The 16,279-nt window shown below is 63.9% G+C and carries 15 protein-coding genes; 9 read left to right on the top strand and 6 right to left on the bottom strand.

Annotated features, from left to right (window positions below; all coding sequences use genetic code 11):
• The first annotated feature begins 1 nt into the window (after position 1).
• Complete coding sequence (locus HJB84_RS00610) at positions 2-1,291, top strand: ATP-binding protein (RefSeq protein WP_221114969.1); 1,290 nt, start codon at positions 2-4, stop codon at positions 1,289-1,291.
• 116 nt (positions 1,292-1,407) lie between these two features.
• Positions 1,408-2,856, top strand: coding sequence for an efflux transporter outer membrane subunit (locus HJB84_RS00605; RefSeq protein ID WP_221114968.1), 1,449 nt, complete (start codon positions 1,408-1,410; stop codon positions 2,854-2,856).
• 98 nt (positions 2,857-2,954) lie between these two features.
• On the opposite strand, the gene HJB84_RS00600 is transcribed toward HJB84_RS00605, so the two are convergent.
• From HJB84_RS00600 to HJB84_RS00580, 5 genes are read right to left on the bottom strand one after another with little or no spacing between them, the layout of a single operon-like run.
• On the bottom strand, positions 2,955-3,806 hold the full coding sequence (locus tag HJB84_RS00600) for a CoA ester lyase (RefSeq protein WP_221114967.1): 852 nt from the start codon (positions 3,804-3,806) through the stop codon (positions 2,955-2,957).
• Positions 3,803-4,255, bottom strand: a complete 453-nt coding sequence (locus HJB84_RS00595; protein WP_221114966.1) for a MaoC family dehydratase — start codon at positions 4,253-4,255, stop codon at positions 3,803-3,805. Before HJB84_RS00595 ends, HJB84_RS00600 begins: the two co-directional genes overlap by 4 nt.
• Positions 4,255-6,120 (bottom strand): acetyl/propionyl/methylcrotonyl-CoA carboxylase subunit alpha, encoded by a 1,866-nt coding sequence (locus HJB84_RS00590; protein ID WP_221114965.1) that lies wholly within the window; start codon positions 6,118-6,120, stop codon positions 4,255-4,257. Before HJB84_RS00590 ends, HJB84_RS00595 begins: the two co-directional genes overlap by 1 nt.
• A gap of 7 nt (positions 6,121-6,127) precedes the next feature.
• Complete coding sequence (locus tag HJB84_RS00585; RefSeq protein WP_221114964.1) at positions 6,128-7,738, bottom strand: carboxyl transferase domain-containing protein; 1,611 nt, start codon at positions 7,736-7,738, stop codon at positions 6,128-6,130.
• A complete protein-coding gene (locus tag HJB84_RS00580) occupies positions 7,735-8,880 on the bottom strand; it encodes an isovaleryl-CoA dehydrogenase (RefSeq protein WP_221114963.1) in 1,146 nt (381 codons plus the stop codon). Before HJB84_RS00580 ends, HJB84_RS00585 begins: the two co-directional genes overlap by 4 nt.
• Before the next feature lie 153 nt (positions 8,881-9,033).
• Between HJB84_RS00580 and HJB84_RS00575 the strand changes: the two genes are divergently transcribed.
• Positions 9,034-9,294, top strand: a complete 261-nt coding sequence (locus HJB84_RS00575; protein ID WP_207584895.1) for a type II toxin-antitoxin system Phd/YefM family antitoxin — start codon at positions 9,034-9,036, stop codon at positions 9,292-9,294.
• Complete coding sequence (locus HJB84_RS00570; protein ID WP_207584896.1) at positions 9,284-9,703, top strand: hypothetical protein; 420 nt, start codon at positions 9,284-9,286, stop codon at positions 9,701-9,703. Before HJB84_RS00575 ends, HJB84_RS00570 begins: the two co-directional genes overlap by 11 nt.
• Position 9,704: 1 nt before the next feature.
• On the opposite strand, the gene HJB84_RS00565 is transcribed toward HJB84_RS00570, so the two are convergent.
• The gene (locus tag HJB84_RS00565) at positions 9,705-10,712 is read right to left on the bottom strand and encodes an AraC family transcriptional regulator (protein WP_221114962.1); all 1,008 of its coding nucleotides are present in this window, start codon (positions 10,710-10,712) and stop codon (positions 9,705-9,707) included.
• A 133-nt stretch (positions 10,713-10,845) separates the two neighbouring features.
• On the opposite strand from HJB84_RS00565, the gene HJB84_RS00560 reads away from it, so the two are divergent.
• The 5 genes from HJB84_RS00560 to HJB84_RS00540 all read left to right on the top strand — a co-directional run bounded on the left by HJB84_RS00560 (position 10,846) and on the right by HJB84_RS00540 (position 16,276).
• The gene (locus HJB84_RS00560; RefSeq protein ID WP_207584898.1) at positions 10,846-11,613 is read left to right on the top strand and encodes an SDR family NAD(P)-dependent oxidoreductase; all 768 of its coding nucleotides are present in this window, start codon (positions 10,846-10,848) and stop codon (positions 11,611-11,613) included.
• Between the two features lie 20 nt (positions 11,614-11,633).
• Positions 11,634-12,833, top strand: a complete 1,200-nt coding sequence (locus HJB84_RS00555) for an acetyl-CoA C-acyltransferase (RefSeq protein WP_221114961.1) — start codon at positions 11,634-11,636, stop codon at positions 12,831-12,833.
• Between the two features lie 4 nt (positions 12,834-12,837).
• A complete protein-coding gene (locus HJB84_RS00550) occupies positions 12,838-13,965 on the top strand; it encodes an acyl-CoA dehydrogenase family protein (protein ID WP_221114960.1) in 1,128 nt (375 codons plus the stop codon).
• A gap of 63 nt (positions 13,966-14,028) precedes the next feature.
• Entirely contained in the window at positions 14,029-15,261 is a 1,233-nt protein-coding gene (locus tag HJB84_RS00545) for a 3-methyl-2-oxobutanoate dehydrogenase (2-methylpropanoyl-transferring) subunit alpha (RefSeq protein WP_221114959.1), read from the top strand.
• A 1-nt stretch (position 15,262) separates the two neighbouring features.
• A complete protein-coding gene (locus HJB84_RS00540) occupies positions 15,263-16,276 on the top strand; it encodes an alpha-ketoacid dehydrogenase subunit beta (protein ID WP_221114958.1) in 1,014 nt (337 codons plus the stop codon).
• Positions 16,277-16,279: the final 3 nt, after the last annotated feature.

Genomic DNA, 16,279 nt, shown 5'->3' with positions numbered 1-16,279 from the left:
CATGCCCCGGCTTTTCTGGAAATTCTTCAGGATCATCTGGCTGACGCTGGCGGCAAGCCTCGCTGTCATTATCCTTATCGTCAAACTTGTTCAGGCGGTTCCCTTCGCAGGCGAGCTGGACCAGGAGCGGCGGACGCTCGTGCTGAACCTGACTGCAAACATTCTGGTTGAGGACGGCGAAGCCGCAGCCGCGCGTTTCGTGACCACAAGCGAGAAGACGCAGCCGCTCGGCCTGAGCCTTTCGAAGCCTGGGGAAGCTGCCGCCTGCGCCGAGAAGAACACGGTCATTACGCGATCCGTGCTGAAGGATGGCGACTGCTATCGGCTTTCCGTGTCGGCGCCGGCCAGTTCCACCTTCGACAACCTTGGCCCGTTCATGCCGTGGCTCACCATCCTGATCGCGAGCACGATCGCGGCGGGCGCACTGGCACGATACCTCATTCGTCCCGTCGTCCATCTGCGCGACGGTTTGAGCGCGCTTGCCCATGGCCGCTTCGACTTCCGCATCGGCGATAAAATGGCCGGCCGAAAGGATGAGGTGACGGCACTGGCCTATGATTTCGATTCCAGCGCCGCCCGGCTTCAGGAGCTCCAGGATGCGCAGCAGAGGCTGTTCCATGACGTCTCCCACGAACTGCGTTCGCCTTTGTCCCGCCTGCAGGCCGCCGTCGGCGTGCTCCGGCAGAGCCCGGCCAAACTTACCGCCATGCTGGACCGTATGGACCGGGAGGTCGAACGGCTCGACATGCTGGTGGGCGAGGTGCTGACGCTTGCCAGGCTGACGGCGGGTTCCGGCCGGCCGCTGAAAACGCAGACCTTGGATGTCATTGAGCTGCTCAACGAAATCCTCGGCGATGCGGCATTCGAAGCCCAGGCGCGCGAGGTCTCGATCACGCAGAGTATCGACGGCATCTTCCGCGCCGAGGTCGAAGGCGAACTGATCTACCGGGCGCTCGAAAACGTCGTCCGCAACGCCGTAAAATACACAGCCGATCGTTCGCGCATCACCGTCTCCTGCGAGGCGACGGCCGACCGCCTCAAGATCTGCGTGACGGATCAGGGGCCAGGTGTCGGACGGGACGAACTCGAACGGATCTTCCAGCCGTTCTCACGCGGGAAAGACGCCGTGCCGAGAGGCGGATACGGTCTGGGTCTCGCCATCAGCAGGCAGGCGATCGAACGCCATGGCGGGCGCGTGCGTGCATCATTGCCGGAGGCCGGCGGCCTGGCGATCACCCTGGAGCTTCCGAGGGTGCCGGCGCCCTATGGCGCGGCCAATGATGAAACCTGATCCGCATCGCCTGACGAGGCGGTGCCGGATTTTACCTAACTTTACAGTTTCTTAACCGCCATTAACGCTGGCATCGCTAAGCCTGAACCCACGATCCCGGTTCAGAAGGCTCGCCCGTGAGTACGTCGTTTCCCACAAGACCATCATCCCTCCGCTACGCTGCATCCGCACTGACAATTCTGCTGACGGGCTGCGTCAGCGGCCCGGATCACGTTCCCCCGCAAATGCCGCTTCCCGCGAAATTCGCAGAGGGAGGTAACAAGAGCAACGGCAATGTCGTGGTGGCTGAGTGGTGGACGGCCTTTCGCGACAAGCGGCTCGACGGCCTGGTGGCCCATGGCCTCAGCGAAAATCTCGATGTGCTTCAGGCGCTCGAAAGCATCAACTCGGCCGCCGCCAATGTCACGGTCGCCGGCGCCGGCGGCTTGCCGAGCCTGACTGTCGATGCATCGCACACATTATCCGGCGAGAAGGGCCGGCTCCGCACGACAATCGGCACTACGAACACGACGAGCGGCGACGCCAGCCTCTCCTGGCTGCTCGACGTCTTCGGCCAGTACCGTCGCTCGAAAGAGAGCGCAATCGCCTCGCTGGGGGCCGCCTATGCGACGGCCGACAATGCGAAGCTCACCTTCCTCAAGGACCTTGTCGAGAGCTATATCGACGCCCGTTACTACCAGGAGCGCATCGCGCTTTCCCAAGCGAGTTTGAAATCCCGCCAGCAGACCTATGAACTGACGCAGCTGCAGCTGAAAGCCGGTGCAGCCTCCCGCCTCGATGTCGTTCAGGCCGAGGGCCTGGTGCAGTCGACAAAGGCCGACGTACCCGGCCTCGAAAAGAGCTTCACGGAATCGGCCCATCACATCGCCACGCTGCTCGGGATGCCAGCGGCTTCGCTGACGGACGAGCTGAAGAAGAGTGCCGGCCAACCGGTCTTCCGCGGCGACATTCGCGCTGGCATTCCCGCCGATCTCATCCGCAATCGTCCGGATATTCGCAAGGCCGAGCGCGAGCTGGCGGCGGCCGCCGCCGATATCGGCGCAGCCGAAGCCCAGCTCTACCCGTCGATCACCTTGTCCGGTTCGATCTCGCCGAGCTGGGTCAAATCATCAGGCAGCGGCGCAAGCCTGACGAGCTGGTCTTTCGGGCCATCGCTCAACCTGCCGATCTTCGATGGCGGCACATTGCGCGCGAATGTCGATATCGAAAAATCCGATGCGAAGACCCAATATCTCGCGTGGAAAGCGGCGGTGCTGAACGGGGTCGAAGAGGTCGAAAACGCGCTGTCGGCGGTTCGCCGCGACACGCAGACGCTGGAGCCGTTGCGCCGGCAGGTGCAGACGGCGCTGGAATCGCTGGCACTTTCGACCACGAGCTACAAGGATGGCGCCTCGTCGCTGCTCGATATTCTGGACGCGCAGCGTTCGGTCTCCGATGCGGAGGCAAGCCTTGCCGCGAGCGTTCAACAGGTCGCCAAGGACTATGTGGATCTGTATGTCGCCATCGGTGCCGGTTACCTCGAGCCGGAGCACGCCGCCTCCAAGCAGATTGCGAAGTCGGGTTAGAGCAATTCCCGCAAAAGTGCGCAGCGGTTTTGCGCCCGGAATTGCGTGAAAACAACGAGATAGAACAATTCGGTGGTTCGAAGAAAAATGGAAATTCTCTAGTTGGCAGGAGTGATTTGCCCTGCCATTGCCAGAATGCGCAGCGCGAGCTTCAGATGCGGTATATCCAGCATGCGCCCGTCCAGTTGGATGACGCCTGCGTCGGGATTGGCGGCAAAGGCGGCGGCGACTTTCTCGGCCCAGGCGATCTCGGATGCATCCGGCATAAAGGCGTGATTGATCGTTTCGATCTGGCTCGGATGGATGGCCATCATGCCGGAAAAGCCGTCTCGCCGGGCGCGGCCGAGATAGGCGCTCAGACCTTTGAGATCGTGGAAATCGGGATAGACGGTTTCGATTGCGGGAACGGCGGCGGCATGGGCTGCGAATAGCGTGAGCGAGCGGGCAAGCTCGTAAGGTGGCGTATAACGGCCATCCGTCCTCCGCGCGGTCGTGGCCCCCATCGCGGCGGGCAGATCCTCAGCACCCCAGGTCAGGCCGCAGAGGCTGGTCGAGACCTCCCGGTAACTGCCGATCTCGAAGATCGCCGACGGCGTTTCGGTCGCGATCGGCAAAACGGGAACGGCCGACGTCAGCGAGGCCGCGAGTTTGCGCACGGAAGCCGCGCCCTCGGCCTTCGGCAGCATGATCGCGAAAGGGCGAAGGCCGCTCAGAGCGGCAAGGTCGTCCTCGAATGCCGGGGAGGTGAGGGGATTGATACGGATAAGAAGGGCGGTCTCGCCGGTCTGGCGCAGGGTGAACTCGTGTACGTTTTCGCGCGCTTTCGGCTTGCTCGCTGGCGCAACCGAATCTTCCAGATCGAGAATGACGGCATCGGCGCCCGAGGCGAGCGCTTTTTCGAAACGTTCCGGCCGGTCGCCGGGCACGAAGAGCAGCGAGCGCAGCCTCATGACGGTTTCACCTTCAGCATCGCCGTGCGCAGGCACTGACAGACGATCTCATCGCGCTGGTTCAGAGTGATGTGCCGGAAGATGACGATGCCGGCGTCTGGGCGGGAGTTCGAGCGGCGCAGCTCCATCACCTCGGTTTCCACCCGCAGCGTATCGCCGATGAAGACCGGTTTCGGCATCGTCACCTTGTCGTAGCCGAGATTGGCGACGAGCGTGCCGAGCGTCGTGTCGCCGACAGAAAGGCCAACGGTCAGCGCAAAAGTGAAGGTGCCGTTGACGACGATCCGGCCGAATTCGGTGCTGGCCGCATACTCGGCATCGAGGTGTAGCGGCTGCGGATTGTGGGAGAGCGTCGAAAACAGCAGGTTGTCGGTCTCGGTGACCGTTCGGCGGATCTCATGAGCGATGCGGTCGCCGACCGTCCATTCGTCGAAGTAGCGACCGGCCATCAATCCTCTCCCTTCATGACGCTGGCGACCAGCTGGTTTTCCGAGACCCTGATACCGGGGGAAACCTGCAGCTTTCCGACGATGCCGTCGAAGGGCGCCCGCAGCGAATGTTCCATTTTCATGGCTTCGACCGTCAGCAGACGATCGCCCTTGGCGACCGGGTCGCCTTCGGCGACATCCACGGAAATGACCAGGCCGGGCATGGGCGACAGGATGGCGCCATCACCCACGCCGTGGCTTGCCTCGACCTCGCTTGCGACGGGCAGGCCGATCGGCCAGGCGTTGCCGGCGTCGAAAAGCACCGTCGTCTCGTCCGTCTCGATGGTCTTTGCTTCGAGGTCGGGGCGCAGACGCCCCCAATAGAGGTGGCCGCCGACGCGCACCCGGACGCGTCTGTCGCTCGGCCCAGCGACGCGAAAACCGGTGAGGGCGGACCAAGGCTCATCAGATGCGCTCTTTGCAAGCGCGGTGGCGGCGCTGTCGATCACGGTTTCATCAGGCTCGGTCGCCACAAGGCTTTCACCGTGACGGTCGAGGAAGCCGGTATCGATCCGGGCGGCGTGAAAATCCGGGTCGGCGGCGATGCGGGCGAGAAGACCGGCATTCGATCTGACCGGCCAGACCTCGACGTCGGCGCAGGCGGCCGCGAGTTTCGACAGTGCCGCCTCGCGGTTCGGCCCATGCGCAATGATCTTGGCGATCATCGGATCGTAGAAGGCGGTGATCTCATCGCCCTCATCGACGCCGCTGTCGACGCGGACCGTTTTCGGCAGCTTGAGATGGTCTAGCCGGCCGGTCGAGGGCAGATAGCCGGCGGCGGGATTTTCGGCGTAAAGCCGGGCCTCAAAGGCCCAGCCGTTGACAACAATCTCGTCCTGGCTTTTCGGCAAGGGCTCGCCGCTGGCGACTTTCAGCTGCCAGAGCACCAGATCCTCGCCAGTTATCGCTTCGGTGACCGGGTGTTCCACCTGCAGCCGCGTGTTCATCTCCATGAACCAGATGCGGTCGGGATTGAGGCCACCGGAGGCATCGGCGATGAATTCGATAGTGCCGGCGCCGACATAGTTTACCGCTCTTGCAGCCTTCACCGCCGCATCGCAGATTACCGCCCGGGTGGCGGTATCGAGGCCTGGGGCGGGGGCCTCCTCGATGACTTTCTGGTGACGGCGCTGGAGCGAACAATCGCGTTCGAAGAGGTGAACGCAATTCCCGAGCTTGTCGGCAAAGACCTGCACCTCGATATGACGCGGATTGGCAATGTAGCGTTCGATCAGAACGCGATCGTCGCCGAAGGAGGCGGCGGCCTCACGGCGGCATGAGGCGAGAAGCTCTGCGAAATCCTGCGGGCGGTCGACGCGGCGCATGCCTTTGCCGCCGCCGCCGGCAACCGCCTTGATCAGCACGGGATAACCGATGGCATCGGCTTCTGCCGACAGCCGCTCTTCTCTCTGGTCCGGGCCGAGATAGCCGGGGGTGACGGGGACGCCTGCCGCCTGCATCAATTCTTTCGCGGCGTCCTTGAGCCCCATGGCGCGGATGGCGGCCGGGGGCGCGCCGACCCAGAGGATGCCGGCGCTTTCCACCGCTTCGGCAAATTCGGCATTTTCCGACAGGAAACCGTAACCGGGATGGATGGCGGCGGTGCCGGTTTTCCGGGCGGCCTCCAGGATGCGTTGCTGCGAGAGGTAGCTTTCGCGGGCCGCCGGCGGGCCGATGGCGATCGCCTCGTCCGCTTCGCTCGCGAAGGGTAGGCCGGCATCGGCCTCGGAATAGACGGCGATCGTGCGGATGCCGAGCAGCTTGGCGGTGCGGATGATGCGGCGGGCGATCTCGCCCCTGTTGGCAATGAGAAGGCTTTCCATCATGGCCGCCTCACATCCGGAACAGGCCGAAGCGCGGCCCTTTCGGGATCGGCGCATTCAGGCAGGCGGAAAAGGCAAGGCCGAGGACATCGCGGGTCTGGCGCGGGTCGATGATGCCGTCGTCCCAGAGGCGGGCCGTCGCATAATAGGGATTGCCCTCGGCCTCGTAGGCGGCCCGGATCGGCGCCTTGAAGGCGGCCTCTTCTTCGTCCGGCCAGTCCTCTCCGCGCGCCTCCATCGCATCGCGGCGGATGGTGGCGAGCACCGAGGCTGCCTGTTCGCCGCCCATGACGCTGATGCGGCTGTTCGGCCAGGTGAAAAGGAAGCGCGGTCGATAGGCGCGGCCGCACATGCCGTAATTGCCGGCGCCGAAGCTGCCGCCGATGATGACGGTCACTTTCGGTACGGTCGCGGTTGCCACCGCCGTCACCAGCTTTGCCCCGTCCTTGGCGATGCCGCCGGCCTCGTATCGGCCGCCGACCATGAAGCCGGAGATATTTTGCAGGAAGAGCAACGGCACGCGGCGCTGGCAGGCGAGCTCGATGAAATGCGCGCCCTTCAGAGCGCTTTCGGAAAACAGCACGCCGTTATTGGCGATGATGGCGACCGGCATGCCCCAGATGCGGGCGAAGCCGCAGACCAGCGTGGTGCCGTAAAGCGGTTTGAACTCGTGCAGTTCCGAGCCGTCGACGATCCGGCCGATTACCTCGCGCACGTCATAGGGCGAGCGGACGTCGTCCGGAATGAGGCCGCAGAGATCTTCCGGACCGAGTTTCGGCCGCCGCGGCGGCGTGATGTCGATATCGATTGATTTCACACTGTTGAGGCTTGCTGTAATATCGCGCATCAGCAGCAGCGCATGTTCGTCGTTTTCGGCGACATGATCGACGACGCCGGAGCGGCGGCCGTGGGTCTCGGCGCCGCCGAGCTCTTCGGCCGAGATGATCTCGCCGGTGGCAGCTTTGACCAGCGGCGGGCCGGCGAGGAAGATCGTGCCTTGATTGCGAACGATGACCGTTTCGTCGGATATGGCCGGCACATAGGCGCCGCCGGCGGTGCAGCTTCCCATCACGCAGGCAATCTGCGGAATGCCTTCGGCCGACATCTGTGCCTGGTTGTAGAAGATCGCGCCGAAATGGTCGCGGTCGGGAAAGACCTCGGCCTGATGCGGAAGATTGGCGCCGCCGCTGTCGACCAGATAGAGGCAGGGCAATCGGTTCTGCATGGCGATCTCCTGCGCCCGCAGATGTTTCTTCACCGTCAGGGGGTAATAGGCGCCACCCTTCACCGTCGCGTCATTGGCGACAATCATCACCTCGCGGCCGGAAACGCGGCCGATGCCTGATATGATGCCGGCGCCCGGCGCTTCGTCGCCATACATGCCGTTGGCGGCCAGCGTGCCGATCTCCAGGAAAGGACTGCCGGCATCGATCAGCAGCTGGATGCGGTCGCGCGGCAGGAGCTTGCCCTTGCCGGTATGGCGCTCGCGCGCCGTTGGCGATCCGCCCTGGCGCGCTTTGACCGAACGCTCGTGGAGCTCGTCGATCAGGGCCTTGTTCTTGACGGCATTGGCCTTGAAGCTGTCGCTGTCGCGGTCGATCGCAGTCGAAATCACCGTCATGACGCAATGAGCTCCCGGCCGATCAGGTAGCGGCGAATCTCGTTGGTGCCGGCGCCGATGTCGTAGAGCTTGGCATCGCGCAAGAAGCGTTCGACCGGCCATTCCTTGGTATAGCCGGCGCCGCCGAGCGCCTGGATCGCCTCCAGCGAGACCTTGACGGCATTCTCACTGGCGAAAAGGATCGCGGCGGCAGCATCCGTGCGCGTCGCGCGGCCGGCATCGCAGGCGCGGGCGACGGCATAGACATAGGCGCGCGCCGAATTCAGCGCGACATACATATCGGCGATCTTTGCCTGCATCAGCTGGAAATCGCCGATCGGTTTGCCGAACTGCTTGCGATCGCGCACATAGGGCAGCACGACATCAAGGCAGGCCTGCATGATGCCGAGCGGGCCGCCGGCAAGCACGGCGCGTTCGTAATCGAGGCCGGACATCAGGATCTTCACGCCTTCCCCCTCCCGCCCCATCAGCGCCTCGGCCGGCACCTCGCAATCCTGAAAGACCAGCTCGGCCGTGTCGCTGCCGCGCATGCCGAGCTTGGAGAGCTTTTTCGAGACGCTGAAGCCAGGCAGGCCTTTTTCGATGATGAAGGCGGAAATGCCTTTCGGGCCGGCGGCCGGATCGGTCTTGGCATAGACGACAAGCACGTCGGCATGCGGCGCATTGGTGATCCAGAACTTGGTGCCGCTCAGGATGTAGCGGTCGCCCTTTTGGTCGGCCCGCAGCCGCATGGAGACGACATCGGAACCGGCGCCGGCCTCGGACATGGCAAGCGCGCCGACATGTTCGCCGGAGATCAGCTTCGGCAGATGGCGGCGTTTCTGCTCCGTCGAGGCCCAGCGGCGGATCTGATTGACGCAGAGATTGGAATGGGCGCCGTAACTCAAGCCGATGGAAGCGGAGGCGCGGGAAACCTCCTCCATGGCGACGACATGCTCGAGGTAACCGAGACCGGCCCCGCCGAATTCTTCCTCGACGGTGATCCCATGCAGGCCGAGCGCCCCCATCCGAGGCCAGAGCTGGCGCGGAAACGTATTGTTTTCGTCGATCTCCGCGGCCATCGGAGCAATATGATCGGCGGCAAACCGCGCCGTCGTTTCACGGATCGCGTCCGCGGTGTCGCCGAGCGAAAAATCAAACATGGCAGTCCTCCCGCTGAAATATGTAGCGCGGGTTGCGGAAGGTTCAAAGTGTCTCTGATTTGGATGCGGGTGACGGCCTCCGTATCGAAGTTGTGCCGTTTTCTTGAAAATATGGGAAATATGGAATATATGGAAACAAAGCCGGAGATTATCATGCGACAGTTCACGACAGGGGATCTCAACAAGCAGGTCGGCGACGTCACCGATGCTGCAAGCCGGGAGCCGATCGTTCTCACTCGACATAACAAGCCGCGTTTCGTGCTGATGAGCTATGAACATTACGAGCGCATGCGCAGCGGCAAGGACCCACGTCGTGCTCATCACCTCTCGGAGATGCCGGACGAACATGCCGAGTTATTCGGCGAGGCGATCGAGCGGCTGGCGAAGGGTGACGGTTACGACGATGAGCCATGAGTTTCGCCCCGGGGAAGTGATATACTATCCCTATCTCTGGGCATGGCAGCAGCAGCGGGGCGAGACCGAAGGGCGTAAACAACGACCAGTTTGTGTCGTTGTCGCAATCCGCAGCGCAGGCGATGGAAATACGCATCTTGTGCTTCTGGCAATCACAACGCAGCCGCCGCAGGCGGAGCGGATCGCCCTGGAAATTCCCGATATCGAATGCCGGCGGGCCGGTATTGGTGATCTCAAACAGAGTTGGATCGTCGTCGACGAATATAACTATGATATCGTCGAACACTCCTGGTACATCGAGCCGCATCAAGAGATTCTTGGTCGCTTCAGCAAATCCTTCGTGATGAAGATTGGCGCGACGTTCGCGAAAGCGCGAACCCAGTCGGGTCGCGTCAAGCGGTTCGACTGACTTAGCTTCGATTTTCCGCTTCTTCCCGCCGGAAAGCCTCGGGGCTCTTGCCCATCCATTTCCGGAAAGCCCGGAAGAAGGCGCTGGGTTCGGAATAACCAAGCTGCACGGCAATCTCGCCGATGGTGTTCGATGTGCTCAGCAGAAGGTCGACGGCGAGGTCGCGGCGGATGTCGTCCTTGATGGCGGCATAGCTTTGCCCCTCATCGTGCAGGCGGTGGCGAAGCGTGGAGGGCGGCATGCGCATATCGGCGGCAAGCTTGGCGAAGCTCGACCAGGCATTGGGCGTTGCCAGGTACAAGCGCCGGCGGACGGCGGCGGCGATGCCGGCATCGTAACGATAACGCACCAGAATATTGGCGGGCGCGCCGCGCAGGAACTGTTTCAGCGCCTGCTCGCTGCGTGAAATCGGCAGGTCGAGCAGGGCGCTGTCGAAGCCGAGCCGGCTGATGGCTTGAGAAAACCGCACCGGTGCTCCGAAGAAGAGCTGGTAGTCGGCGCCTTGGCGGGGCTCGGCGCAGCGGAAATCGACAAGGCGGATCGGGATGCGCCGGCCGACCAGCCAGCAAATGATGCCGTGCAGGATGATCCAGTAGGTGCGGTAGGCGAAGGCCGAACGCGGCGCGCCGGCATCGCTGAGCTCGACCTCAGCCATGCCGTCGCGGACGACGAGCCGTCCCCGGGGATCGTCGAGCACGACATCGAGGAAGCGCAGCGCCCGGCGGAGCGCGTGACCGAGTGTCGGCGCATGCAGCACGCAATGGCAAAGCAGGGTGAAGCTGCCGCTGCGCATCGGGCGAGCGCCCATGCCGAAGAATTCGTCGTCGAGCTCGGCGGCGATCGCCAGCCAGAGCGCGCCATAGGTCTCCGCCGAAACCGGCTGGTCGATGCCAGGCGGCAGGCTGACGCGGGCAAGGATCGGCGCCGTCGGCTTGCCCAACCGCCGCAGGCTGTCGAGCGCTTCCTCCACGAAACCCGGCGCGATCATGCGTCGCTCGATCTCGGCCATATCAATCCCCACTATGGCAAAACTGGCCGAGATAATGGAGCAGTTCTGTCATCGCTTGCAATAGGTGGAGCGAATAGAATCGCGGCTGCCGGTTGTGCCTGGAGGACGGCGCGGCGGCGGGAGGAATAGGTTCATGCTAATCGCAGGTGCAGGTTTCATCGTGACCGGCGGCGGCTCGGGGCTCGGCGCGGCAACGGTGCGCGCGCTGGTCGAGGCGGGCGGGCGCGTGACGATTGCCGATCTCAATCCGCAGGCGGGCGAGGAAATTACCCGCGAGTTCGGGCGCGATGTCCGCTTCGTCGAGGCGGATGTGACCGATGGCGAGGCGGGAAAAGCAGTGGTTGCCGCGGCGGTCGAGGCCTTCGGCGGCCTACGCGGCCTGGTGAATTGCGCCGGCGTGGCACCGGCCGAAAAGGTGATCGGCCGCGACGGGCCGCACCGGCTGGAGAGTTTTGCCCGCACCATCGGCATCAATCTCATCGGCACCTTCAACATGATCCGGCTTGCCGCTGCTGCGATCCAGAATGCGGAGCCGGATGCGGAAAGCGAACGCGGCGTCATCGTCAATACGGCCTCGGTTGCCGCCTTTGACGGGCAGATCGGCCAGGCGGCCTATGCCGCCTCCAAGGGCGGCGTGGCGGCGATGACCTTGCCGGTCGCCCGCGAGCTTGCCCGTTACGGCATTCGCGTCGTTTCGATCGCGCCCGGGATTTTCGAGACGCCGATGATGGCTGATATGCCGGCCGAGGTTCAGGCCGCACTCGGCAAGAGCGTGCCCTTTCCGCCGCGGCTCGGCCGGCCGGCGGAATTTGCCGGGCTGGTGCGCCATGTCTTTGAAAACAACATGCTGAACGGCGAGGTCATCCGCCTCGACGGCGCATTGCGAATGGGTGCGCGGTGAGCGGCCCCCGAGGAGGAAAGATGGCATTGCAGGACCCCATCGTCATCGTCGGGGCGGCGCGCACCCCGATCGGCAGCTTTCAGGGAGAGCTGAAGGAGGCGACAGCACCCGAACTCGGAGCAGTGGCGATCCTCGCAGCGCTTGAGCGCAGCCGCGTCGAGGCCGAGGCGATCGAGGAGGTCATCTTCGGCTGCGTGCTGTCGGCCGGGCAGGGGCAGGCGCCCGCCCGCCAGGCGGCCGTCCATGCCGGCCTGCCGTTTGCGACAGCGGCCAGCACCGTCAACAAGATGTGCGGTTCGGGCATGAAGGCGGTGATGATGGCGCATGACCTGATCGCCGCCGGCAGTGCTTCGGTGGCGGTCGCAGGCGGCATGGAAAGCATGACGAATGCGCCCTATCTCCTTGACAGGGCCCGTGCCGGCTACAGGCTTGGCCATGGGCGGGTCGTGGATCACATGTTCCTCGACGGGCTGGAGGATGCTTATGACAAGGGGCGCTTGATGGGCAGCTTCGCGGAGGATTGCGCCGAGGCCTATCAGTTTACGCGCGAGGCGCAGGACAACTACGCCATCGCCTCTCTGACGCGGGCGCAGAAGGCGATTGCGGAGCGCTGTTTCGAAAGCGAGATCGTGGCGGTCACGGTGAAATCGGGCAAAGCCGAGCAGGTGACGAGCCGCGACGAACAGCCCGGCAAGGCCAGGCTCGACAAGATCCCGACGCTGAAGCCCGCCTTTCGCGAGGGTGGCACGGTGACCGCCGCCAATTCCAGCTCGATCTCCGACGGCGCGGCGGCCCTCGTGCTGATGCGCCGCTCCGAGGCGGAGCATCGCGGCCTCCAACCGCTCGCCACCATTCTCGGCCATGCCACCCATTCACAGGCGCCCAATCTATTCGCCACTGCGCCGATCGGCGCGCTGCAGAAACTGTCCGACCGGACCGGCGTGGCGCTCTCGGAGGTCGATCTCTTCGAAATCAACGAGGCTTTCGCCGTCGTCGCCATGGCGGCGATGCGCGATCTCGACCTGCCGCATGAAAAAGTGAATGTGCATGGCGGCGCATGCGCCCTCGGCCATCCGATCGGCGCTTCGGGAGCCCGGATTCTGGTGACGCTGCTTTCGGCATTGGAGCGCTACGACCTGAAGCGCGGCATGGCCGCGCTCTGCATCGGCGGCGGCGAGGCGACGGCCATCGCCATCGAGCGGCACGAGGCGAGAGGTTGAACAGATGATTCTTTCCGATCTTCAGCAGCAGATATCAGATCTCGCCCGCGATTTTGCCCGCGACCGGCTGGCGCCGGGGGCGGCCAAGCGTGACCGGGAGCATCTCTTCCCACGCGAGGAACTGAAGGAGATGGGCGAACTCGGGCTGCTCGGCATGCTGGTTCCGGAGGCCTATGGCGGCTCGGATACCGGTGTGGTCGCCTATGCCGCCGCCCTTGAGGAGATTGCCGCCGGCGACGGGCCGTGTTCGACGATCATGAGCGTGCATAGCTCCGTCGGCTGCGTGCCGATCCTGAAGTTCGGCACCGAGGAGCAGCGGCAGCGCTTCTTGCCGAAACTGGCAAGCGGCGAATGGATCGGCGGCTTTGCGCTCACCGAGCCGCAGGCGGGGTCCGATGCCTCAAACCTGAAGACCCGGGCGCGGCGTGACGGCGACGACTACGTGCTCGATGGCGCCAAGCAATTCATCACCTCGGGAAAGAACGGCAATGTCATCATCGTCTTTGCCGTCACCGATCCTGATGCCGGCAAGAAAGGCATCACCGCCTTCATCGTGCCGACGGATACGCCAGGCTACGAGGTGATCCGCGTCGAGGATAAGCTTGGCCTGCATTCCACCGATACCTGCCAGATCGCTTTCAACGGCATGCGCATTCCTGTCGAGTTGAGGCTCGGCGCAGAAGGCGAAGGCTACCGCATCGCGCTCGCCAATCTTGAAGGCGGGCGGATCGGCATTGCGGCGCAGGCGGTCGGCATGGCGCGGGCGGCGTTCGAGGCGGCGCGCGACTACGCCGGAGAGCGCACCGCCTTCGGCAAGCCGATCGTCGAGCACCAGGCGGTTGCCTTCCGCCTGGCCGATATGGCGGTGCGGATCGAGGCCGGCCGGCAGCTCACCTTTCACGCCGCCTGCCTGAGGGAAGCCGGGCTGCCCTGCCTGTCGGAAGCCTCGATGGCGAAGCTTTTTGCCTCCGAGATGGCCGAGCGCGTCTGCTCCGACGCGATCCAGATCCATGGAGGTTATGGCTACATGGCCGATTACCCGGTCGAGCGCATCTATCGCGATGTGCGCATCTGCCAGATCTATGAAGGAACGAGCGACGTGCAGCGCATGGTGATCGCCCGCAATCTGTAACAATATATCCGGCCCTGCTTCCGGGGAGGGATGCATGGCCGGCAAAGGGAGGAATAAAAAAACATGGTGGATTCCGCTCGTTTGAGCCTGCACGTCCCCGAACCCGCCGTCCGCCCGGGCGGCCAGCCCGATTTTTCCAACGTCAAGATCGCCAAGGCTGGTGCCGTGCCGCGGCCGGAGGTGGACGTCGCTTCGGAAGACATCCGCGAGCTCGCCTATTCGATCATCCGCGTGCTGAACCGCGACGGCGAGGCGGTTGGCCCTTGGGCAGGCTCGCTCTCCGACGAGGAACTGCTGACCGGGCTTCGCAACATGATGAAGCTGCGTGCCTTCGACACTCGCATGCTGATGGCGCAGCGCCAGGGCAAGACCTCCTTCTACATGCAGCATCTCGGCGAAGAAGCCGTCAGCTGCGCCTTCCGCAAGGCGCTCATCAAGGGAGACATGAATTTCCCGACCTATCGCCAGGCGGGCCTGCTGATTTCAGACGACTATCCGATGGTCGAGATGATGAACCAGATCTACTCGAACGAGAGCGATCCGCTTCGCGGCCGGCAGCTGCCGATCATGTACTCCTCCAAGGAACACGGCTTCTTCACCATCTCCGGCAATCTCGCCACCCAATATGTGCAGGCCGTGGGATGGGCGATGGCCTCGGCGATCAAGAATGACAGCCGCATTGCCGCGGCATGGATCGGCGACGGCTCGACGGCGGAATCGGACTTTCATTCGGCGCTCGTCTTCGCCTCGACCTACAAGGCGCCCGTCATTCTCAACATCGTCAACAATCAATGGGCGATCTCCACCTTTCAAGGCATCGCCCGTGGCGGTTCCGGCACTTTCGCCGCCCGCGGCCTCGGCTTCGGCATTCCGGCGCTGCGCGTCGACGGAAACGACTATCTCGCCGTCCATGCCGTCGCCCGCTGGGCGGCCGAACGCGCCCGGCGCAATCTCGGCCCGACGCTGATCGAATATGTCACCTACCGCGTCGGCGCGCATTCGACCTCCGACGATCCGAGCGCCTATCGGCCGAAGACGGAATCGGAGGCCTGGCCGCTCGGCGATCCCGTGCTGCGGCTGAAGAAACATCTGATCGTCAAGGGCGCGTGGTCGGAGGAGCGGCATGTGCAGGCGGAGGCTGAAATTGCCGACGAGGTGATCGAGGCACAGCGTCAGGCGGAAGCGCATGGCACGCTGCATGCCGGCGGCAGGCCTTCGGTGCGCGACATTTTCGAGGGCGTCTATGCCGAGATGCCGCCGCATATCCGCCGCCAGCGGCAGACGGCGGGGTACTGACATGGCCAGGATGACGATGATCGAGGCGGTGCGCAGCGCCATGGACGTCTCGATGGCGCGCGACGACGATGTCGTGGTGTTCGGCGAGGATGTCGGCTATTTCGGCGGGGTCTTCCGCAGCACGCAAGGTCTGCAGGCAAAATACGGCAGGACGCGCTGCTTCGATACGCCGATCAGCGAATCCGGCATTGTCGGCACGGCGATCGGCATGGCCGCCTACGGGCTGAAGCCCTGTGTCGAAATCCAGTTCGCCGATTACATGTATCCGGCCTATGACCAGCTGACGCAGGAGGCGGCGCGCATCCGCTACCGTTCCAACGGCGATTTCACCTGCCCGATCGTCGTGCGTATGCCGACCGGCGGCGGCATCTTCGGCGGCCAGACACACAGCCAGAGCCCGGAAGCGCTATTTACCCATGTCTGCGGGCTGAAAGTGATCGTTCCCTCCAATCCCTATGACGCCAAGGGCCTGCTGATCGCGGCGATCGAGGATCCCGACCCCGTCATGTTCCTGGAGCCGAAGCGGCTCTATAACGGCCCCTTCGACGGCCATCACGAGCGGCCGGTGACGCCGTGGTCGAAACATGAGCTGGGAGAGGTGCCCGACGGCCATTACACCATCCCGATCGGCAAGGCCGAAGTGCGGCGCGCCGGGTCTGCGGTGACCGTGGTTGCCTATGGCACGATGGTGCATGTGGCGCTTGCCGCGGCAGACGATGCCGGCATCGATGCCGAGGTGATCGATCTCAGGAGCCTGCTGCCGCTCGATCTCGATACGATCGTCAAATCGGTCACCAAGACGGGCCGTTGCGTCGTCGTGCATGAGGCAACGCTGACCTCCGGCTTTGGCGCCGAGGTTGCGGCACTGGTACAGGAACATTGCTTCTATCATCTCGAAGCGCCGGTGGTGCGCGTCGCCGGCTGGGACACGCCCTATCCGCATGCGCAGGAATGGGACTATTTCCCCGGTCCCGCCCGGGTCGGGCGGGCACTTGCCGAAGTCATGGAGGCCTGAGCC

Source organism: Rhizobium sp. NZLR1b (genome assembly GCF_019685155.1).
In the GTDB taxonomy this organism is placed as follows: Bacteria; Pseudomonadota; Alphaproteobacteria; order Rhizobiales; family Rhizobiaceae; genus Rhizobium.
The sequence above is the reverse complement of the archived record's forward strand: the minus strand, read 5'-3'. Positions and strand labels throughout refer to the sequence as shown.